Consider the following 20,412-nt stretch of genomic DNA (forward strand, 5'->3'; position numbering starts at 1 on the left):
TCACGGATTGGTCGCCGGAGCGGAGATTCATTGGACCTTTCCGTGATGCTTTTGCGAGCGATTGGTAGGTAGATGTAGGCAGTTATTCGGTTTTTTCGCCGTTTCCCGCGCGCAATAGCTCCGCGGCGCGTTCTTTGACCTTTCGGATGGCCTCGTTGTCGAAGACAGGGCTGGGTTGGTTGGCGGGTCTGTCCGGCTGGGTGCGTTTGGCGAGGGCGCCGGTGGGGTCGCGGTCGAAGATTTCTTCGATGATGCGGAGTTTGGTCGTTGGAGGCGTTTCGGGGTCGGCGAGCATCTTCTCCATGGCGTCGAGTGCGGCGTCCAAGAGTTCGTCGAAGTCGAGGAGCTCCAGCGGGAGCCTCTTCGCGAGCTGTTGGGCCCGTTCAACCGCCGCGAACGCCTCTGACTCCAGTATGCCGGCAATCTGGCCTTCTGTGAGCCCCGTGACGCTCGCGATTTGGTCGGGGCGGAGTCCGAGCGCTCGCGCCCGGGCAATGGCGCTTAGAAAAGCCTGAGAAGGCTTTTGGGGCAGCACTTGGTAGTTCGCCACGTCCTATTTCCTCATGATGCCAGGCACAATGCGCGCGAACGGCAGCCAGGCCCCTGCCTTCGCAACCATGCGGTCCATTTCGCCGTGCAGTCGTGCCCGGCACTCCCTGCCCAGGCGGCTGTTCAGCACCCTGGAAACCGTGGTGCGGTGGACGCCCATTTCGGAGGCGATCTTACCAACCCGCTGCCCGGCCACAGCCCTGCGAATCATCTCGAGATGCTGGTCCGTGAGATGCTTCAGTTGCCGTGAGTTTTTGTCTGTATCTGGCACACGTCCCACGATTGTCTGTTTCCTTTCCTTATCTCGGCATCACACCGGCATGCTGCAAAAGGCTTCTATCTGATACCAAAAGGCGGTGTTTCAGCCCTATATACAAGCTACCCCCTCGCGCGAAGGGCAAGGCGGACTCTCGCAAGGAGAAAAAGAGGATCTGAACATGTGCCTCTGTTCGTCCGCACGTGTCTATGGCACGCCCCCGTTCCGGCTCGATCTTCTATGACAGAACTGACAAAACTCACTAGCCACCGGTGCACACACAGGGTTCTGTCAGTTTTGTCATGGTTTTTCTGACACTTGAAATACATCCGGATTCACCTCGTATTTTTCGCTGGGGCGACCTCCGGCGGGCTTTTTCGCCTCATTGATTTGGCGGATATAGTGCCGGTCCGCCAGAATGGCGAGAGGTTCATCAATTTCCTCGCTCTTCTTGAAGGTGCATTGAAGAGCGCGTTGGACATCGCGTTTGGAGAAGGACGCGCACTTTTCCCTGCGAATCCACCCCAGGATAGACCGCGCATCGTCGCGCGTACGGTCAGCGCCCATCTCGTCGAAGGCGATCAGGGCATGTTTGCAGAACACCCGCGCCAGTTCGGTTGCCGCCTCCATCTCCTCCAACGAGATGAGGTGGTTGCGCTCATTTTCGAATGCGTAGCGGGTCACATGGAAAATGGCCGCTATACGACCAGCGGCACCCGGCAGTTTACCTGCCCAGTCACGAAGGTGTTCGTATTTCCCACCGTCCGCCATTTCCTTTTCGAGCTCCGCAGATAAGTCCTTCCAACGGTCATAGGCTTCAGGGGCAAGACTTAGTATGTGAGGAGACTCCGTTCCGTTGCCGCTTGCTCTACCCTTCCGATTAAGTAGGGCGACAATGATTGTGGCGTACCTCTGGACAACGCGGTCCGGCACGGGCGGCTTGTCGCCAGTGCGAAAGCCCAGGTTGTGGTCTGGCATCGTGTAGAGGAAGCGCGCCAGTAGTCCACGGCCCCGGAATTCTGACTTGTTTGCAAGCGCGTGGATTACCACCGGCTGCGGCATCAACGCAACGGACAAGGCGGGCTTGTCTATTGAGACCGATGGCCGCGAGCCTCGGTCCACGCGAACAGGAGTGCCCGAGTGACCTTGCAGGAACAGGTCAAGATTCGGAATTCCATTGGCGTAGCGGCCACCGATGGTTTCAAGAATGCCTGCTTCATCGCACAGCAATGCCATACGACCTTCCTGCTGCGCCATGAGCGTCCCGAGATGCTCGGGAGTGATATCACTTGCCCATACACGTGGCACAATGGGTATCAATGGAAGGCTTGCCTCAAGCTCTTCGATTTGCTTTTGGATGTTCTGGGGATTCTCGTTTGCCGGCTCGGCCGCTTTTCCGCGAAGCTTCTTGATCCTTGCGAGGATTGTCTCGGTCTCGGATTCAAGTCTCTTGATTTCCGGTTCGATGCGTTCCCGCTGCGACCGTTCCCACGTAATCAGGGGGGTGACGGCACTGGAATGAACTGCACTTTTCCGGGAACCGGAGGGCAGAGCGCAACTAGTCCAGAGGCAAAGCGGCTCATAGTAGCCATCCTTGATTTTCACCGCATACTTACCTTGAACGCATGTTGCGAGAATCGCCAACACAACACACGCAGCCAGTTCAACGGGAGTCTCAGTGGCCTCGGATAGTGAGTTAACGTATTCCTCGATATCGGCTGGGAAGGCACCGGCTGGCCAAGGTGGTGGTTCGTATGGTCGCAACGGAATTGGCTGCGGCCACGCGTCATTCCCCAACCAGTCGGGGGGAATGGACTGAGACTGCCTTGTCAGTTCCTCAAGCAATTCATCCAAGAGGTCATCGCCAGGCTCTCGAGGTATTGGCTCGAACCCGTCCCAACCCGGAACCCGAGACATAAGCCAATCGACCACGTCCCCCTTTTCGGGAAGGTCAGGAAACTCGCATAAGCGCACTTTCCGGGAACCTGGCAGACCATTCAGAATGCTGGCAACACTTCGCGCATAATGGAGACCAGCTTCGTCGTTGTCCAAAGGGATATACACCTCCGAGAACCGCGCTAGGGGAGTCCAATCGGCGTTATGAGCGGAAGTGCTTCCACAAGGCGAAGTCACCGCTGCCAAGCCGAGACTGTGTAACGCTGCGGCACATTTCTCTCCCTCCACCACGAAGACACTGTCACCCCGCAGAGTATGGAGCCCGAAGAGCCGACGCGGAGCAGGTTCCGCGCCGGACTTCCAGCCGGCACCATCTCTGCGAAAATACGGGATGACGGACTTGCCGCCTTCTGCATCATCATATCGCGCGACGTAGCCGAAGACCTGTCCATTTTCGTCCTGGTACGGCCAGAGGTATCTCAGGGAGCGCCCGCCCATGTCTGTTGCGACACCGGTCGGGATGTTCATTTGGCTTGCGGTCATGGCGCCACACCCCACATGTTCTTGAGGGCCTTGAGGGCCTCGCAAAAGGTTAGTTTATCGCGACGTTGCAGGAAGTCGATGACATCGCCGCCCCTCGCGCCGCAAGCGAAGCACTTGAAGGCACCGGTGTTGAGGTTCACTCGAAAGTTCCCGGTGCGGCGGTCGTCATGAAATGGGCAAAGTCCGCCGCTTACCCAACCGGCGTCACGTTTGGGGGGCGGCAGGCAGGGAAGCTGTTCCCGATAGAACTCCTGCGGAGACACACACTCCTTTATTCTTTTTGCCTGGTTACGCATGTTCGCCTCCTTTCGGACTCTGGCGATAGGCTTCCAACCAGGCATCGAGATCCTCGACCCGGTACCTCACCATTCGTCCAACCTTGTAGAATGGGGGTGTTGGTGTTCTTCCGGGCAGGTGGCCGTAGATGCGACCCTGCGCAAGAAAACTGCGCGAAACACTCAGATACCTGCAGGCCTCTCTTTCTGTGAGCGCTTTCACTTGTACTTTCATCTCAATCACCTCAAGTTTACTGTTGTGGGCCAGGGGCCCTCTTAATTCACAGTAATTGTCTGCGATTGGCTGATGAAAACAGGCATAGTGGAGGCAACGCTGAAGCAACGTCAGGGCAACGTCAAAGCAACGTCAGGCCAGTTAATCGCGCCTGTTCGGCTGGCGGAAAGTCTCGTTCTTTCGGAGGAAATACCCAATGCCTGGGCGATTGACAATGTCGTAACCTTTTCCCCGAAGAGACTTTATGAGGTGATTCTTGATCGACGTTTCAAGCAGCACTTGACAAGTTCTTTCAAGTACCGCATCGGCAATCTGTTTCGCAGTTCTTCCCTCGTTCTCAGGAAGAGCGAGAAGGGTGTCAAGCACCAAACGCTCCTTCCTTGTTAGGAGTGCCTTTCCTCGGTCGGTAGCTCGGGAAAGGTCATCTTGGGCGGGCGGTTGATTGTCTTGCGCGCCCAAATCACATTCTTGGGAATGATTCGCGCCGGTGACGTTGTTGTAAACGTCTTCGGGTATCCGGTGACGATAACCAGCTCTCTCAGCCCAGGCAAGAAAGTCGTTGGGACGAATATAGGGTTTCTCAAGGACCAGCTCATATCTGCTGTCGGCAATAGCTTCTTCAACGTATCGTCGTACGTTTATATAGTAGCCTAGCTTCCAAAGATATGTCTCAAAAAGGGGGAAATTGTGCTGTGGTCTTACTAATCTCAGAAAGTACATACATAGAAACTCTAACCCCTCATCCTTATCGTCTGTGTCGAGCAGCAGGAAACATGCTTGCCAGAGCCCCCAGGTCTTTGCCGTGGGCGATAGGTTCTCGCGAAAGTACTCTATCTTCATCTGCTCACTTCTTTGTTGAGGTGTAAGTTGCTCCTCCTCCCAAATGATTTTCAGCATTTCGAGTTCATACTTCAGTTGTTCTTCAGAGAACTCTGGATACTCCTCAGCAAGCATTTCCAGAATTTCGTTATCATCCATGAGACATTCGTATTCCATAATAGCCACCTGCCTTCCCATCACGTCCAGAACTGCAAAAGATAGACCAATACACGAAAGTACTGGTATGAACGTTAACAAAGGATCCTGATTTTGTCCAGACCAATTGGGAAGGGGAACATGAGGTCGTCTCGCAATATGATGACATTTTGTCTAGACCGGTTGGGATGTGGGTTCACAGGGATGGTTTTGTCGGTTTTGTCATGCGTTCGGGAGACAAGAATGAGGAATCACGCTTCCATGGGTTTCGTGAATGGCACGATATTGTCTGTCCGCTTCGGTGCTTTGAACTCCGCAAGTTTGGCAGACGTGCGGGCTGGGCAGAGGTGCGCGTATTTTTCGGTGACCGTGACGCTGCTGTGCCCCATTAGCTTGCAGATCTCGTACAAGTCCACCCCTGCCATGGCAAGCTGGCTGGCGAAGTCGTGTCGACAGTCATGGAACCGGAAGTTCTTGATCTGAGCCTTCTTTATCAATGTTTTCCAGGATTTCTGGACTGTCGTAAAGGGACTGCCGTCGTCGCCAGGGAACACGAATTCACCCGGAGTCTGGCGGCGCCATGCCTTCAGGACCTCATACGAATCCCCGAGCATCTCCACGTATCGTTCCCGTTTGCTCTTGGACACTTCACGGCGCACCGTCACAATCTCGGCCTCGAAGTCGACCTCAGACCACCTCAGTGAAAACAGCTCACTTCTTCGGAGCCCCGTGGCCAAGGCCACTATAACCAGCGGTTTCATATAGTCGGCATATTCAACCGCTCGTAGATCCGGAAGCTCGGCGTAGCCTCTCTCACGCCGCCAGGCATTCCCCGAATCCCGTTGCTCGCGCAGTTCTTCCTCCCTCTCATCCAGCGCGGCCATAAGCCGCACGCGCTCTTCCTGGCTCAAGTAGCGAATAATGGGCTGGGAGTCGATCTCGGGGAGTTTCTCCATGTCTCTCAGGGGATGAAACGGGATAACGCCGTCTTTCAACGCTCGCGTCAAGACTGACCTTAGGGCCGCAACGCGGCGGTTGATGCTGGTCCTCTTGGCGCCTCTCTTGATCTCGCGGTATCGCCACTTCTCAATTTCCGCCCGCTCGATCGCGCCGATGGGAGAGTTCAGGAAGGATGCAAAATACTTCTCCACCATGTAGATCGTCTGCTCACCCGTCTTCCTGTGGGCACTAACCCATAAACGGTAGTGATCATCCAGGTAACTCTTCAGTGTGTGAACACGCAGTTGCCGCCGGTGTTCCGCGAGGTCTTTTCCGAGTGTCCTGTTCGCGAGGAATTCCTTGGCTTTTTTCCTCGCCTGCCCAAGCGTGATGAGTTCTGCTGAGCCGACATTATAGGTTGCTTTCTTGCCATCCAGCTTCCGGTACTCGACGTAATAACACCGATAACCCGACGGCTGAATTCGAAGATGAAAGCCTGGGACGGTTGTGTCGAAAACCTTCAGGGGCTTCTCTTCGGGTTGGAGTTTTTCGATTACTTTGTTGTTCAATTCAATTTGCATTGCCACAATCCTTGCAGTCTGTAACGCCGCCGTAACTCCAAACGGAGTGTAACACGCCCCAAACGGGAACACAAGGGTGAACTCACAAAACCCTTGTAAATAAAAGGTGAAATGATGTTTTGGTGTTTTCTCGATTGTACCGAAATTCACTGCCAGACACTCTCGTAATGATGAGGTCGGGGGTTCGATTCCCCCCTCCAGCTCCATGAAACGCAAGGACTTGCGGGATTTCCCGTGGGTCCTTTTTGTTTTCGATATTGGCCGCGGAATCACGGGGCGTATCCTGAAATGCAGGGCTCGCATTGGGCGGCGCCGAAGGTGATGCCCGGCAGGCGGCGGATGTGTTACGCTTGCGCTGTGAAGCCCGCGGGTTGCGTGGCATGAGGGCGATGGGCGGTGGAAGGAGACTTCGAATGATGTTCTGGCTGTACCCGGTGCTTATTCTGCTTGCGGTATGCGTGTCCGGCGCTTGTGCGGCGGATGCCGTGCCAAGCCTGTGGTGGCGGCTCGACGAGGACGGCCGGGACGCCTCGGGCAATGGCCGGCACCTCGAGAATCACGGCGTCGAGTTCGGCGCATCGGTTCCGGACGGGACCCGTGCGGCGCGGTTCGACGGACGTTCGGCCTATCTCGAGTTGCCCGCTCAGGACGCGCCCCCCTTTGGCGCGGGCGATTTTTCGCTGTCGTTGTGGGTGTACACGGAACAGTCGCTGGATGACAACCTCGGCGACCTCGTGAGCAAGTACGACGCCCAATCGCGCAGCGGCCTCAACTTCGGCATCCTGACCTGCTCGGGGGTGTCCAACTCGCAGCCCAACTACCGGACCGTCCATTTCGGCATCGACCACGGCCAGATGGATGCGCAATGGACGGATTGTGGCCGCCCGGGCAACGCCGTGTTCATCTTCGGCATGGCCGTGTACAAGGGCGACCTGTACGCAGCAACGTGCGAGCCGGCAGCGGGAGACTCGGGCCGGGTATACCGGTACGCGGGAGGCTCGAACTGGATTGATTGCGGCAGTCCGGACGCAAGCAATGCCGTAGCGTCGCTTGCGGTCTACGACGGACAGCTCTACGCGGGAACTTCGTGGTACGACACCACCGGTTCGGCGCTGCCGGCATCGCCCAACACGACGCCCGGCGGCAAGGTCTACCGTTATGACGGCGGCACCCAATGGACGTACTGCGGGACCCTTTCCAACCCGGATACCGGCGAATCCAACACCATGGGCGGAATGGGCGTATACGGCGGGAAGTTGTACGCGACCACGCTCAAACAGGACGGGTTCGGCCTGTACCGTTTCGAGGGCGGCACCCAATGGACGTATTGCGGCAATCCGGGCCGTCGCGTGCTGAATCCCTGCGTTTTCAACGGCGCCCTCTACATGGTTTCGTACGACGCGCCCGGCGGCCCGTTCCGTTTCGACGGAAAAGAATGGGCGTACGTCGGCAAGACCATCGACCCGCCCATCCATCAGGACTACTCGTTCGCCGTGTACGGCGGGCGAATGCATGTATCGACCTGGCCCAACGCCTACGTGTACCGCATGGAGGAAAACGGCACGTGGACGGCGTGCGGACGTCCCGGCGACGAAATGGAAACCATGGGCATGATGGTTTACAACGGTGCTCTGTATACCGGCACACTCCCTTCGGGGCGGGTGTACCGGTATGACGCCGAAGGCGCGTGGACGCCCATCGGGCAGCAACTGGACACCGCCGAGGGCAAGTACCGGCGGGCGTGGTCCATGGCCGTGTACCAGGGCAAGCTCTTCTGCGGCACACTCCCGTCGGGCAAGGTATTCTGCATCGAGGCAGGCAAGAACGCGACCTATGATCATGCGCTCGAACCGGGGTGGCGGCATCTGGCAGCCGTCCGCGAAGGGGGGCGGCTCCGTCTGCATGTTGACGGCCGCCTGGCCGCGACGGGTGCCCCATTCGATGCTGCGCAGTTCGACCTCGCCAACGGCGAGCCGCTGCGGCTCGGCGCTGGCACGGGCGATCTGTTCAACGGCTGGATGAGGGACGTGCGCGTCTACGAAAAGGCGCTATCCGGCGAGGAAATCCAAGCACTTTGCCGCGCCGGGTTTGGCGGCACGTGAACAAGGTGGGTTTTTCTTAGAATGCGCCTCTGGCGGCGGGGCGCGGGCCGCTGGTCACCGGCGCTCCCGCCTGTTTGACCGGCTTCTTCACAAGCTTCTATTATGAAGACGGGCGGACCTCCGGGGAGGGCGTGCTTGGGATCGTTCGGATTCATCGACACCGGCGTAATCTTCGTCTACTTCGCGGTGCTGCTGGCGATGGGCTGGTACTTTGCCCGGCGCGCGAAGAGTACGGAGCAGTACTTCGTGGCGGGCCGCTCGTATCCGGGCTGGCTCATCGGCGTATCGCTTTTCGGGGCCGCCATCAGTTCGATAACCTTTGTCGCCTATCCTGCCGACGCGTTCAAGACCAGCTACCTGCGCTACGTGATCTGTCTGATGCTGCCGGTTGCCGTGTGGATTGCGTCGCGGTTGATCCTTCCGTTCTTCCGGCGCGGCAAAATCACTTCGGTCTTCGAATACCTCGAGAAACGATTCGGCCCGGGCGCGAGAACGTACGGCGCGACGGTTTTCATCTTGGCGCAATGCATCCGGCTGGCGATGATCCAGTATTTGACGGCGCTGCTTATTCAGAAGGTCACGGGCTGGGACGCGGCCTGGTGCATCCTGCTCGGTAGCGCGGTGACCGCGTACTATACGGTTGCAGGCGGCATGGAAGCGGTCATCTGGACCGATTTCGTGCAGTCGGTGCTCCTGACGCTTGGAGGCGTGCTGATCCTGTTGACGATCATTGTGAAACTCCCGGGAAGCGTAGCGCAGCTCGTTCAAGTCGCATCGGAAAACGGGAAGTTTGGGGTCAGCGAGTTGGGTCCGGACGGCGCGCTTCAGCCTATACCGTGGGGATTGGCCCTGTCGCATAAGACCGTGCTGATGCTCTTGATTGTCGGGCTGGCCCAGTGGCTGGCCGACTATACCACGAACCAGGAAGTGGTTCAGAAGTACTGTGCCTCAAAATCGACGAAGGACGCACGGCGCGCGATGTGGATCTGCTGCTGGTTCTGCGTGCCGACGTGGGGGTACTTCATGTTTGTCGGCACGGGGCTCTACGTGTTCTACCACGTGTTTCCGGATGTGCGCGCCAATGAAATGCTCACGGGCGCGCGTAAGGCTGAGGAGATACTCCCCTACTTCGTCACGACCCAGCTCCGGACGGGCGTTTCGGGGCTGGTCGTCGCAGCGGTGCTCGCGGCGGCCATGTCGAGTATGTCATCCGCGATGAACTCGGTCTCGGCGGTGGCGATCACGGACCTGTACAGGCGGTACTGGGTCAAAGGACGCGCAGACGAGCATTACGTGCGCGCTGCGAGGTGGTGCACCCTGTTCAGCGCCTTGGCCATGGTCGCAGGCGCGTTCTGGCTGCTGTATTCCGAGCAGAAGACGTTGCAGGATCTGTGGACCGAGCTGCAGTCGATCGCGGCGGGCGGGTTGCTCGGTCTGTTCTTCCTGGGTTTCTTCACGACCCGGGGCGACGGGCGCTCGGTCGGGCTGGGGATCGCGCTCGCGGTGGGGTTCTCGGCGGTGATGTCGCTCGCCGGGCTCGGCTGGCTGCCCGAGCGGGTCTGCGAAGGCATCCGCGCGCACTTCGACGGGTACTATACGGGGTTCATGGGCCACGTCATCATGTTCGCTCTAGGTTATGCCGCGGCCCGGGTACTCCCGAAACGCCATCGCGACCTCACCAACCTTACCGTCTGGACCCAGGAGAAAGGGTCTGCTCAAGAGACGCCCTGACCGGCCTGGAGGGCCGGGAAACCGGCGGCAACAAAGGGGAGGGCTGAAGGCCCGAGACATCATCATCCCAGAGCCGCTCACCCGTGTCATCGTCCGCCCCGCCTTAACGTCCCAAGACCGGCGGGAAATGCCAGACCGCGAATTCCGTTTGCGGAAGCACGGGTATCTCGCGTCCACCTTCCGGAACGTGAAACGCGAATGTTCTCGCCTCCCGTTGAACCCTGTGCCGGGCCTTCAGCCCGGAGGGGGGTGATGAATCCCTTTCCCCAGGCCTTCAGCCTGGGCTGGTATGTTTCCGCGCCGTTGGCGCTGAAGAACTCCGTGTAAACGGGTCACATGCGGACCGGCGCGGGCTCGAGGAGGTTCGCGCGCACGCGGAAGAACACCATGTAACCGGGCCACATGAGGCGCGTGGGGCCAAAGCCGGGCTTCCCAGTGTCTACCCAGTGAATTGGGTTGTGCAGATTGCCTGTTGCCTCAAGCAAAAAAGTATCCCAAAGGACTGTTGACGGCGCGGACGCCGTGGCATATTCTGGCAGCCGATTCCTATGAGGCGCAATCACGTGGATGACGAGGAGAACGCAGCCATGCTATTCAACCTGAGGAGAAGAGAGTTCCTGCAAGTGACGGCGGCGGGAGCGGCCGCGTGCTGGGCCGGCGGGGCGGTCCTGGGCGCGCACGCGGCGGAGAACAGCAGCCCCTTGCTCAGTCCTGGGGCGCGGCGGTCGAAAGTGCGGGTGGCCAAGGTGTACCTGGGCATCCCGAAAGCGCATTGGCCAACGCCCTTGATGGACCTCAACAAGGAGGTCGAGGCATACGAGGCCGAGTTCACGAAACGGGCTGGCGCCTTTGCCGACGTGGAATTCCCGGTGAGCCAACTCGTCACCACGCCCGAGGAAGCCCAACAGGTTGCGGCGAAACTCGGCGATGTGGACGGGGTGCTCGCCATCCATTTGTCAATGGGCGTCACGCCTCTGCTTCAGACGGTCTTGGCGGCGGGAAAGCCGACGGTGCTGTTTGCGGCGCCGTATTCCGGCCATGAATGGACGCATTTCGGCGCGATCATGCGGAACAAAGAAGGCGCGCTGCTCGATTGCGTGTTGACAAGCGATTTTGACCAGCTCGCGGTGGCCGTCAGGCCGTTCCGCGCGATTCACCACCTGCGCGAGGCCAGGATTGTCAATGTCTCCGCACGCGAGCAGTCGCCGGAGTATCTGACGGCGATCAAGGACAAGTTCGGCACCGAGGTTGTCCGCATTGACCGGGACCGGGTCTTGGCCGCCTACGAGGCGGTGTCCAAGTCTGATGCGGCGGCCGAGGCTGAGCGCTGGATGAACGGCGCCAAAGAAATCGTCGAGCCGGGCAAGGAGGAAATCGAGAAGTCCTGCCGCCTGGCGCTGGCGTTCGAACAGCTGCTGAACGAGGAAAACGCGACGACGATTACGGTTGACTGCTACGGCACCATGTATCATCAGTTGCCGGCGTTTCCATGCATTGGGTTCACGCGGCTGAACGACATGGGATTTGCCGGCATATGCGAATCGGACATCAAGAGCGCGATGACGTTCATCCTGATGCAGGCGCTGTCCGGAAATCCCGGATTCATCAGCGATCCCACGCTCGACGAGTCCAAGCCGGGCATCATACTCGCGCATTGCCTCGGTTCGACAAAGATGAACGGCCCGAACGGCGAATCGAGTCCGTACCGCATCCGGTCCATCATGGAACGGCAGGAAGGGGCCGTGACGCAGGTGTTCATGCCGGTCGGGCAGAAAGTCACGCAGGCTGAACTGATCGGCACGTACAAGCTCCTGTACTTCACCGGGGACGTTATCGATGCGCCCGATACCGATCGGGGATGCCGCACGAAGATCACGGTCAAGGTGGACGGCGACCTGGCGGCGCTTTGGCAGAACTGGTCGGAGGGCCTGCACCGGGTGACGTGCTACGGAGACCTCACAACCGACCTCAGACGGTTCTGCAGGTTCAAGCAGATCGAGTTGGTCGACGAGGCGAAGGCCACCGCATAAACCAACGAGCGAGCCGTAAGGAAAAGCACGGGGAGCCGGTGCGCGCGGGGTTCGCCATGCTACAGTATCGGGAAGGCTGTTTTCGCCGCCGGTCAGTCAGAAGCTTCGGGAGTATCACCCATGAAAATCGGTTTCAACATGTTGCTTTGGACACCGTTCGTGACAGAGGACCACTTCCCTCTGTTTGAGAAGTTGAAGGCGGTGGGCTACGACGGCGTCGAGGTCCCTCTTTTCAGCGGCGAGCCCCTTCATTACGCCAAGGTGGCCCGTGCGTTGAACGGCCACGGGCTCAGCTGTACAGCGGTCACGGTCATTCCCGACAGAACCCATAACCCAATCAGCGCCGATAAGGGCGATCGCGACAGGGCGGCGGCATATCTCAAGTGGGCGGTGGACTGCGCCGCCGAGCTGCACGCGGAAGTGCTGTGCGGGCCATACTATCAGCCGCTCGGCGTCTTTTCCGGGAAGGGCCCGACCGAAGAGGAGAAGAAACGGGCGGCGGAAGTGCACTGGAACATGGCCTGCGTCGCCCAGGATGCTGGGGTCCTGTTAACGATCGAGGCGTTGAACCGTTTCGAGTGCTATTTCCTGAATACTCTGCGTGATGCGGCCGACTACGTGAGGCGTGTGCAACACCCAAACTTCAAGGCCATGTACGACACGTTTCACGGAAACGTCGAAGAAAAGGACCCCGTCGGCTGTATTCGAGACTACGCCGGTGTGCTGGGACATTTTCACGTGTCGGCGAGCGACCGCGGCACTCCTGGACGGGACCACGTGCCGTGGGCCGAGACTTTTCGGGCACTGCGGTGCGCCGGCTACGACGGCTGGTTGACAATCGAGGCTTTCGGGCGCACGTTGCCCGACCTCGCCGCCACGACCTGCGTATGGCGCGACCTCTCCGGGAGCCCTGAAGAGGTCTACACGGAGGGATTTCATCTGATCGCGCAGGGCATGAAAGAACAAGTTCCTGCTTGACCTGTTGCGCGCAGATTCTATTCCGTTCCGTAATGTCGCGCGGACTGCGGGGAATGGTTGCCCTGTGTTCACTGGCCTTGTGAAACAGGATCTCGATGTGGCGCTGGTCATACGAATGGGGCCGCAATGTGGGCTCACAGGTACAGCGGGATAAAAGGAGGCGAGCATATGCGATGGTCCGCCGTCGGGGTTGTCGTCGCAGTAGCGGCCAGTCTGGCTTTCGTGAAGGCGACATTCGCCGAGAATGCGCCCGCCGCCACGTTCTACGTGAGCACGCAGGGCAAAGACAGCTGGCCGGGAACAAGCGCAGCCCCTTTGCCGGACGGTTCGAACGGGTCCTTCGCGACGCTCGAAGCGGCGCGCGATGCCGCGCGCCAACTGGGCGCGGACGTTCCGCGCCGGCTGGTCGTGGCGGGAGGTTCCTACTTCCTGACGCAAGCCCTGCTGCTCGACCAGCGCGATAACGGCCTGACCATCGAAGCGGAAGCGGGGACGCAGCCCATCCTCTACGGCGGAACACGCATCGAGGGCTGGCAGCCCGACGGAGACCGGTTCTGGGCCGCGCCGATTTCCGCCGTGGCGGATGGCCCGTGGGATTTCCGCATGTTGTCAGTCAATGGCCGGTTCTGCAAACGGGCCCGGCTGCCGCGCGAGGGCGCCTTCGAGCACCTGACCGCGTTCGACGTCCCCTGGATGAGCACAACGGGCGGGGGCTGGAAACGCAAGCCAACGGACCAGGAATTGACCACCATGCAGTACCGCCCCGAGGATCTCGGGCCGTGGTTCGATGTCAAAAACGCCGAGTTGACGATCTATCACATGTGGGACGAGTCCCTCGTCGGCGTGGCGCGAATGGACACCGATACCTCGACACTTACGTTCTCGACACCTGCCGAGCACCCGCCAGGGGCGTTCGGCGTGAAGCGTTACACCGTCTGGAATCTGCGCGAGGGCATGACCGAGCCCGGCCAGTGGTACCTCGACCGGACCGCGGGCAAGGTGGTGTATTGGCCGCTGCCGGAAGAAGATATGGCCTCGGCGGTCGTTATCGCCCCGCGAACCGCCGTGCTCCTGCGCATCAAGGGCGCGGACGACAACTTGGCGCGCGGGATCACGATCCGGGGACTTGGCTTGTCCGTGACCAATACGCCTCTGAAGGCGGGCGGATTCGGCGCGCTCCGTTTTGAGGGCGCATTGACAGCCGCGCAGGCGGCGGATTGCGTGTTTGCAGACCTGGAAATCTTCAATGCGGGCGGATATGGCCTCAAGACCTGGAAACTCGACACATCGCGGGTCGAGCGGTGCCACGTTCACCATTGCGGAGCGGGCGGTATCGCGGCGGAAGGCGTCGAGGGAATTGTGGCGGATAACCGTATTCACGACGTCGGTCTGGCCTATCCCAGCGCACTCGGCCTGCGCTGTGGCGGCGCCAACCTCCAAATCATCCACAACGAGATCCACGACACCCCCTACACCGGCATCTGCGGCGGCGGAAAAGGGCTCGTCATCGCCTCGAACCGTATCTACCGGGTCATGCGCGAGCTGCACGACGGCGCTGCCATCTATGTCGGATTCTGCAAGGACATAACCTTGCGCGGAAACTACGCCTGCGACATCGAAGACACCGGCGGTTACGGCGCATCGGCATATTACCTCGACGAGCAGGCCGAGAACTGCCTCGTCGAAGGCAACGTATCGGTGAATGTCGCGCGGCCCTCACACAATCACATGGCCGTCAACAACACCATCCGTCACAACGTCTTCGTCACCCAAGGCGCCGCCCAGATCACCCTGCAGAAGAGCAGCGAATACACCATCGAGGGCAACATCGTCCGGGCCGGCGGCGATATCACCATCACCAACGTGGACGGCGTGAAAATGTTCAGGAATAACGTTCTCTTCAGCGGAACCGGCAAGGTGAATTGGCACATCATGGAGAACTACAAATCCACCGGCGAAAGGCCCATCGAGGCCGCCAACGGCAACATCCTCGGCGACCCGTTGCTCCTCGACTGCGCGGGCGGCACGATCCGGCTCGACCCCGCATCCCCCGCCCTCGCGCTAGGGTTTCCTCCCGTCGATGTGAGCAACGCCGGCCCGCGGACGGCGACAGCGCCGTGAAGGATTTCCACTCGAAGGGCGTGCAGTCTCAGCCGGGTAATCTCCAACGCTGTGGCGTGGTCTCCCGGCCATGCCACTTTCGCGACCGGCAGGTCTCCAAACTAGGGATAGCAATGATGCGCGGCCCTGACAGGCCGCGGATACCAATGGCCGGTTAGAAAACCGGCCCTCCGTTACGAGGACCATACAGACGCCGACGCTGTGGCGGGGTCTCCCGACCGCGCCACTTTCGCGACCGGCAGGTCGCCCCAACTCCGTGTTGCTCTTCCCTCGATTGTGGCTCTACCGCGCCCGCCCCTGTTTCTTCTCCTTGAGGTATTGGTAGCGCAGGGTATTGGGCTGGATGCCGAGCGCCTTGGCTGCGGCGGTGTAGTTTTGGCCGAAGAGGTCCCACGCGCGGCGGGCGTAGCGGCGCCGCACTTCTTCGAGGGGAAGAACCTCGCCCTGGCTGCGCGGCAGAAGGATGTCTTCGGCGGATGGCGGGGTTTCGGCGGGGGCACGGAGTCCCCCGAGGGCTTTTTCTTCTTCCATGGCCTCGCTGATGGGCATATCGAGGTAGAACGCCCGCTCGATGAGCTTGATCAGCTGGCGGACGTTCCCCGGCCAGTCGTAATCGCGCAGGATAGCGTAGTCGTTGCGCGTGAGGGTGCGGGGGTAACCCTCGTTCCGCAGTAATTCGAGACGCTCTTCGAGAATGGTGCGGATGTCCTCCAGCCGCTCGCGCAGAGGAGGAACGCACAGCCGCAGGGTGCTCAGGCGATGGTAGAGATCCGCCCGGAACGTCCCCGCGCGCACCATCTCAGGCAGTTCGCGGTTAGTGGCGGCGATGATGCGCACATCGACCTGGATAGTGGCCCGGTCGGCGCCCTCGGGGGTAATCCAGCCGTCTTCGAACACGCGCAACAGCTTCGCCTGGACCTCAAGGGGCAATTCCCCGATTTCGTCGAGATAGAGCATGCCCTTGTTGGCCGCGACGAGCTTGCCCTGGCGGTCTTTCTGGGCGCCGGTGAACGCGCCCTTGACGTGGCCGAACAGGTCCGAATTGGCCAAATTGGCGCTTCCGGCGTACAGCGCGCAGTTGACCACGATGAAATGCTCCGCGTTGCGCGAGCTGGCCTCGCGCAAGAGATGGGCAACGTGCTCTTTGCCCACCCCCGACTCGCCCATGATGATCAGGGGGCGGTCGATACGCGCACATTTCTTGATGCGCTCGCGCAGCGTCCGGATCGCCGCGGAACGGCCGTGCAGGACGTATTTGAACCCAGTCTTGCGGAACACCTCGACCGCGCGTCTGTCTTCCACGCCGAGATCCTGCGCCGCCAGCTTGCGCACCACCGCCCGGTACGTGTCTTCATCCTGGTACTTGAAATACTGCGAAATCGCGGCCGAGACGAGGTCGCTCCAGTCCGCCTGGCCGGCCGTCTTCTTCCTCTGCGGTTTGCCGCGCGAGATATTGTGGTCAAACAAGGCCAGCTCGGACAAAAACCCGCCGGTCGCGTCATCGGTGAGGTGAAGATGCTTGGCCAGCGCGCCCGTATTGGTCTCTGCTTCGATGAACACGGGGGTGCAGAACGCCGCGAATTGCCCGCGGTGCTTCTCCAGGTATCCCCGGCCGCAATGCCAGTAGATCGCGCCGCCCCGGTTCGTGATGGCCGCACAGGCCTGCTCCACCGCGGACCAGTCGCAATCGACCCCTACGCCGCAGACGTGCACCTCGCCCGCATCCGTCAATGAAATCTCTTGCAGGGTTTCGCCTATCCGCCGGGCGCTTGTGGTAACTACCTTGGCTTCCGGGTACCGGACGAGAGCCGCCGCGGCCGCACACGCGCCGTCCAGTCCATAATAGGTCACTATGAATTGCTCGCCCTTCGTCCCCATATCCACTCCCCTTTCCGTGGTGCTTTATTTCTGAGCATATCACGTCAATATTGAGGGCGCAAACGGCGGGTTCTTGTGCTTCATTCCGGACATTTGCCCCATATGTTGCGGTTTCGCCCCGAATCGCGACTTGGCACGGCACATGCTTTATTCAAGATGCCCGGTGCAGCGGCGGCCGGGCACGGCAAGAGTTGAGGCGCAAGAAGGAGGGGGTCGAGCAATGGCTATCACAGGGAGCACATTTATGAAGGTATCCAGGGCACAGCGGCTCGACGTTTCCGGGCACGCGATGGACCGTATCGCGCACCACACGGGGCTGCACCCGACCGAGGCGCTGGCGCGCACGCTGTTTCACCGAAGCCGCCAACTGAAGACCAGCCAGATGCGGATGCTGGGCTACCGGCCGGCGTACGAGCAACGCAAAGCCCACGGGCAGAGGTCGTGGTACTTCCGGTTCACGCTGTTTGGCGAGGAACTGGTCGCGGTGGTCCAGGAAGGGGCGCTTCCTGGCGAGTACCTCTGGGTCACGACCTACGGCTCGACGCCACAGACCGACCGTTTGCGGCGGGCAGACTTCGACCTCCTCGCGGAGGCTTGCTAAAAGCCCGGGGGACGGCGTCTTGGGACGGGGCGCCGTCCCGTCAAGGGCATTCAACAGGTGCACTGATTCTCGAAAGGGGGCGCGGATTGGACAACGCCGATTACGTCTTTGCATATGGACGGCTGCGGACCGGCTTCTGGCACCAGTTTCTGCTGGGGCGCAGGACACCGGTCGGCTCGGGCCGCACGTCCGAAAAGTACGCTCTCTACGCCAGCCCGTTCCCCTACGTGCGCATGGACCAGCCCGTCAGCCCCATCCGGGGCGAGGTCTACGCCGTCAATGCGCGAATTCTCCGCGATATGGACAGCCTGATGTGCTGCCCCGCGTGGTACCGGCGCTGCGAGGTGCTGGTGGTGTTGGATAACGGCCTCCAGGTCACGGCATGGATGTACGAGCGCCGCGGGACCGGAGGCATCTTGGTGGAAGCCGGGGATCTGTGGGACCGCGCGGAAGCGGTCGCGGAACCCGATTAGGAGTAGTGCCATGGTAAAAACGACAAGTGAGAACGAAGTATTGCTGGGGGAAATCACGGTAACCCTGGCGGGCACGCAATACTGCGATGCCGCGGCCGAGGCGGGCGACAAGGTCCATTTCGAACGCGAACCGGACAACACCCACGACCGCAACGCCATCCGTGTCGAGAACGAGGACTTCGCGAAGATAGGCTATGTGCCGCGCCAGACCGCGGCCTGGCTGACCCCCCTGATCGACCAGGGCCTGGTCTACGTCGACGGGACGATCGCGGTATCACCGGAGACCCAGATCCGGGTGACGAAACTGGTCCTGTCGCTGTATGTCTTCCCGAAGAACGCGGCATTCCTCGAGGAAGCGCGCGACCCCGAGACGCTCGCCCAGGCCCTCCACCGGGTCGTGCTCGACGCCTACAATAACATGCACGACTGGCGCCGGCCGGCGATCATCCGCGAGACCGCGCAGCGGCTGGGCGAACTGTCACGGCGCGATGTGCTGCCCGAAACCCGCATGCTGCTCGCCCTCATGCCCGGGTTCGCGGATTCCCTCGATGCCCATGCGGACGTAAGCGCGGTAAACGCCGCGCGGGCCGCCTTGGCCGGCCTGCGCATCGGCAAAGCACTGCATTACCGCAACGCCACGGTGTTCCCGCTCCATCTCGAGAACGGCCACGAGCGGGCGTATCTGCTGCTCGACGAAGCCCTCGAGGCCGGTACTGCCGAGGTCACCGAGACCTCCGAGCACGGCAGCGTGCCCGAGGTGCTGGTCAAGAATCGGGGCGAACTGCCGCTCCTGCTGCCCGAAGGCGAAATCCTCACCGGCGCAAAACAGAACCGCGTCATCAACATCACCATCCTCGTCGCAGCGCACTCGGAACTCGTCATCCCGGTAAGCTGCGTCGAGCAGGGGCGGTGGTCGACGGTCAGCGAGCGGTTCCGCGCCACGCACTACGCTACCCCCAAGGTGCGCGCCCGCAAATGCGAACAGGTCTGGGCCGGCGCGGCGCGGTCCGGCGATTTCTCCGGCGACCAGGGCGCCGTATGGGAAGACGTCGCCACAGAACTGCGTTTCGCCAAGGCCGATTCGCGCACATCCTCGCTCACCGACGGCATCGAGGCATCCCGCGGCAAACTCGAAGACTACCGCGAGAACCTCGCGCTGCCCGAAGACGCCGCCGGCGTCGCCCTCGCACGGGGCAGCGAAGTGGTCCTGCTCGAACTGTTCGACTCGCACCGCACCATGCAGCGGCTGTGGCCGCGGCTGAGCGAAGCCTGCTTTTTCACCTTTGCCCACAACGAAAACGCGGAGAAACCCGCCCCCGAACGCGTCGTGCAGGAGTTCCTGGGCCGGGTCCACGGCAACCTCGAGGTCCTCACCGAGACGCGCGGACTCGGCGTCAGCGTCGGGTTGGGCGGCGGGAAACTCTCCGGCACGGGCCTGTGCCACGACGGCCGCCTGCTCCACCTCGCCGCATTCCCCGTGGAAACGTGAGACACGGGATTCCTGACCACAGCGGGCACAGAGAGCGCAAGATTGCGAACGGACAGGTGAGAAATACATCCACGGATGGGCACGGATGAACACAGAAGAAAGTCGGGGAACGTGCAATGGCGAATCCGGCCGCGCGGCCTCCGCGTCCCCTCTCAATCTGTGTTATCTGTGTCATCCGCGGATAGGAAATCCAACGTTCCTGGCCACGCAGGGGTACAGAGAAAGCACGGTTGGCATGAAATGTTGAATTGGCGCGCGGGCCGTACGAGAATGCGGGGAGCGGAGCGGGAGTCGCGGGGCGTGGCGGAGCCGGGATTTGGGGTCAAGAGACGGGGTGCCGCGCGAGGGTCTGGCCGTGAAGCGGTATCTGGCAGGGGTCGCGGTCTTGTTGTTCGGGGGGATGGGGTGTTCGCTGCCCACGCCGCCGAAACCTTCGGGTGAACCGTTTGAGCATCCGGGCGGATTTCACACGCAGGACCAGCTATCGGCGTGCCTGACCAGGCCGGAAACAGCCGTGCGGGACGCCGCGTGGCAGGCGCTTGTGGGACAGGCGGACGCCGCGCTCGGTGGCGAGCCGCATCCGTCCGTGGAACTGAGGGTACCCGCGTATTACCGGCACCCGGAGGCGAGCCAGGCGGCCAAGAAACCGTTGAGCGACGACGCCTGGGCGGCGGACGGGGATGGGTCTACCCCACCCTCCTGCCCGCGCGGTAAAGGGATGGGCCGCACCGGCGGCGCGGGAACGCGTTTCTAAAATTGG

The 20,412-nt window shown here is 60.9% G+C and carries 17 protein-coding genes; 9 read left to right on the forward strand and 8 right to left on the reverse strand.

Features of this window, described 5'->3' with window-relative positions:
• Positions 1–82: 82 nt before the first annotated feature.
• From PLJ71_16875 to PLJ71_16905, 7 genes are all read right to left on the reverse strand, one after another.
• Positions 83–550 (reverse strand): hypothetical protein, encoded by a 468-nt coding sequence (locus tag PLJ71_16875; protein ID HQM50364.1) that lies wholly within the window; start codon positions 548–550, stop codon positions 83–85.
• A gap of 3 nt (positions 551–553) precedes the next feature.
• Positions 554–829 carry a helix-turn-helix domain-containing protein gene (locus PLJ71_16880; GenBank protein ID HQM50365.1) on the reverse strand — a complete coding sequence of 92 codons (276 nt, stop codon included), beginning with the start codon at positions 827–829 and terminating at the stop codon, positions 554–556.
• Between the two features lie 276 nt (positions 830–1,105).
• Complete coding sequence (locus PLJ71_16885; protein ID HQM50366.1) at positions 1,106–2,722, reverse strand: YfjI family protein; 1,617 nt, start codon at positions 2,720–2,722, stop codon at positions 1,106–1,108.
• Between the two features lie 518 nt (positions 2,723–3,240).
• On the reverse strand, positions 3,241–3,540 hold the full coding sequence (locus PLJ71_16890; protein HQM50367.1) for a CHC2 zinc finger domain-containing protein: 300 nt from the start codon (positions 3,538–3,540) through the stop codon (positions 3,241–3,243).
• Positions 3,533–3,754 carry a helix-turn-helix domain-containing protein gene (locus PLJ71_16895; protein ID HQM50368.1) on the reverse strand — a complete coding sequence of 74 codons (222 nt, stop codon included), beginning with the start codon at positions 3,752–3,754 and terminating at the stop codon, positions 3,533–3,535. The genes PLJ71_16890 and PLJ71_16895 overlap by 8 nt, the downstream gene beginning before the upstream one ends.
• A 141-nt stretch (positions 3,755–3,895) precedes the next feature.
• Positions 3,896–4,732, reverse strand: coding sequence for a hypothetical protein (locus tag PLJ71_16900; GenBank protein HQM50369.1), 837 nt, complete (start codon positions 4,730–4,732; stop codon positions 3,896–3,898).
• A 248-nt stretch (positions 4,733–4,980) separates the two neighbouring features.
• On the reverse strand, positions 4,981–6,249 hold the full coding sequence (locus tag PLJ71_16905; GenBank protein HQM50370.1) for a site-specific integrase: 1,269 nt from the start codon (positions 6,247–6,249) through the stop codon (positions 4,981–4,983).
• Positions 6,250–6,662: 413 nt separating this feature from the next.
• Here PLJ71_16905 and PLJ71_16910 point away from each other — a divergent pair, with 413 nt between their 5' ends.
• From PLJ71_16910 to PLJ71_16930, 5 genes are all read left to right on the forward strand, one after another.
• A complete protein-coding gene (locus tag PLJ71_16910) occupies positions 6,663–8,351 on the forward strand; it encodes a LamG domain-containing protein (protein HQM50371.1) in 1,689 nt (562 codons plus the stop codon).
• 135 nt (positions 8,352–8,486) lie between these two features.
• Positions 8,487–10,082, forward strand: coding sequence for a sodium/solute symporter (locus tag PLJ71_16915; protein ID HQM50372.1), 1,596 nt, complete (start codon positions 8,487–8,489; stop codon positions 10,080–10,082).
• Positions 10,083–10,669: 587 nt separating this feature from the next.
• Entirely contained in the window at positions 10,670–12,112 is a 1,443-nt protein-coding gene (locus PLJ71_16920) for a hypothetical protein (protein HQM50373.1), read from the forward strand.
• Between the two features lie 120 nt (positions 12,113–12,232).
• Complete coding sequence (locus PLJ71_16925) at positions 12,233–13,090, forward strand: sugar phosphate isomerase/epimerase family protein (GenBank protein HQM50374.1); 858 nt, start codon at positions 12,233–12,235, stop codon at positions 13,088–13,090.
• 168 nt (positions 13,091–13,258) lie between these two features.
• On the forward strand, positions 13,259–15,211 hold the full coding sequence (locus tag PLJ71_16930; GenBank protein ID HQM50375.1) for a right-handed parallel beta-helix repeat-containing protein: 1,953 nt from the start codon (positions 13,259–13,261) through the stop codon (positions 15,209–15,211).
• 282 nt (positions 15,212–15,493) lie between these two features.
• On the opposite strand, the gene PLJ71_16935 is transcribed toward PLJ71_16930, so the two are convergent.
• Complete coding sequence (locus tag PLJ71_16935) at positions 15,494–17,089, reverse strand: sigma 54-interacting transcriptional regulator (protein HQM50376.1); 1,596 nt, start codon at positions 17,087–17,089, stop codon at positions 15,494–15,496.
• Positions 17,090–17,333: 244 nt separating this feature from the next.
• Between PLJ71_16935 and PLJ71_16940 the strand changes: the two genes are divergently transcribed.
• The 4 genes from PLJ71_16940 to PLJ71_16955 all read left to right on the forward strand — a co-directional run bounded on the left by PLJ71_16940 (position 17,334) and on the right by PLJ71_16955 (position 20,406).
• Positions 17,334–17,690 (forward strand): hypothetical protein, encoded by a 357-nt coding sequence (locus PLJ71_16940; protein HQM50377.1) that lies wholly within the window; start codon positions 17,334–17,336, stop codon positions 17,688–17,690.
• A gap of 86 nt (positions 17,691–17,776) precedes the next feature.
• Positions 17,777–18,163, forward strand: coding sequence for a gamma-glutamylcyclotransferase (locus PLJ71_16945; protein HQM50378.1), 387 nt, complete (start codon positions 17,777–17,779; stop codon positions 18,161–18,163).
• Positions 18,164–18,173: 10 nt separating this feature from the next.
• On the forward strand, positions 18,174–19,652 hold the full coding sequence (locus PLJ71_16950) for an HIRAN domain-containing protein (protein ID HQM50379.1): 1,479 nt from the start codon (positions 18,174–18,176) through the stop codon (positions 19,650–19,652).
• Positions 19,653–19,968: 316 nt separating this feature from the next.
• On the forward strand, positions 19,969–20,406 hold the full coding sequence (locus PLJ71_16955) for a hypothetical protein (protein HQM50380.1): 438 nt from the start codon (positions 19,969–19,971) through the stop codon (positions 20,404–20,406).
• Positions 20,407–20,412: the final 6 nt, after the last annotated feature.

This window comes from Candidatus Hydrogenedentota bacterium (genome assembly GCA_035416745.1).
Taxonomy (GTDB): Bacteria; Hydrogenedentota; Hydrogenedentia; order Hydrogenedentales; family SLHB01; genus UBA2224.

Excerpts from the sequence above, each read along its gene's own strand:
- PLJ71_16890 (HQM50367.1), bottom strand. The coding sequence starts at position 3,540 with ATGCGTAACCAGGCAAAAAGAATAAAGGAGTGTGTGTCTCCGCAGGAG.
- PLJ71_16935 (HQM50376.1), bottom strand. The coding sequence starts at position 17,089 with ATGGGGACGAAGGGCGAGCAATTCATAGTGACCTATTATGGACTGGAC.
- PLJ71_16930 (HQM50375.1), top strand. The coding sequence starts at position 13,259 with ATGCGATGGTCCGCCGTCGGGGTTGTCGTCGCAGTAGCGGCCAGTCTG.
- PLJ71_16895 (HQM50368.1), bottom strand. The coding sequence starts at position 3,754 with ATGAAAGTACAAGTGAAAGCGCTCACAGAAAGAGAGGCCTGCAGGTAT.
- PLJ71_16905 (HQM50370.1), bottom strand. The coding sequence starts at position 6,249 with ATGCAAATTGAATTGAACAACAAAGTAATCGAAAAACTCCAACCCGAA.
- PLJ71_16925 (HQM50374.1), top strand. The coding sequence starts at position 12,233 with ATGAAAATCGGTTTCAACATGTTGCTTTGGACACCGTTCGTGACAGAG.
- PLJ71_16900 (HQM50369.1), bottom strand. The coding sequence starts at position 4,732 with ATGGATGATAACGAAATTCTGGAAATGCTTGCTGAGGAGTATCCAGAG.
- PLJ71_16920 (HQM50373.1), top strand. The coding sequence starts at position 10,670 with ATGCTATTCAACCTGAGGAGAAGAGAGTTCCTGCAAGTGACGGCGGCG.
- PLJ71_16910 (HQM50371.1), top strand. The coding sequence starts at position 6,663 with ATGATGTTCTGGCTGTACCCGGTGCTTATTCTGCTTGCGGTATGCGTG.
- PLJ71_16885 (HQM50366.1), bottom strand. The coding sequence starts at position 2,722 with ATGTCTCGGGTTCCGGGTTGGGACGGGTTCGAGCCAATACCTCGAGAG.
- PLJ71_16950 (HQM50379.1), top strand. The coding sequence starts at position 18,174 with ATGGTAAAAACGACAAGTGAGAACGAAGTATTGCTGGGGGAAATCACG.
- PLJ71_16940 (HQM50377.1), top strand. The coding sequence starts at position 17,334 with ATGAAGGTATCCAGGGCACAGCGGCTCGACGTTTCCGGGCACGCGATG.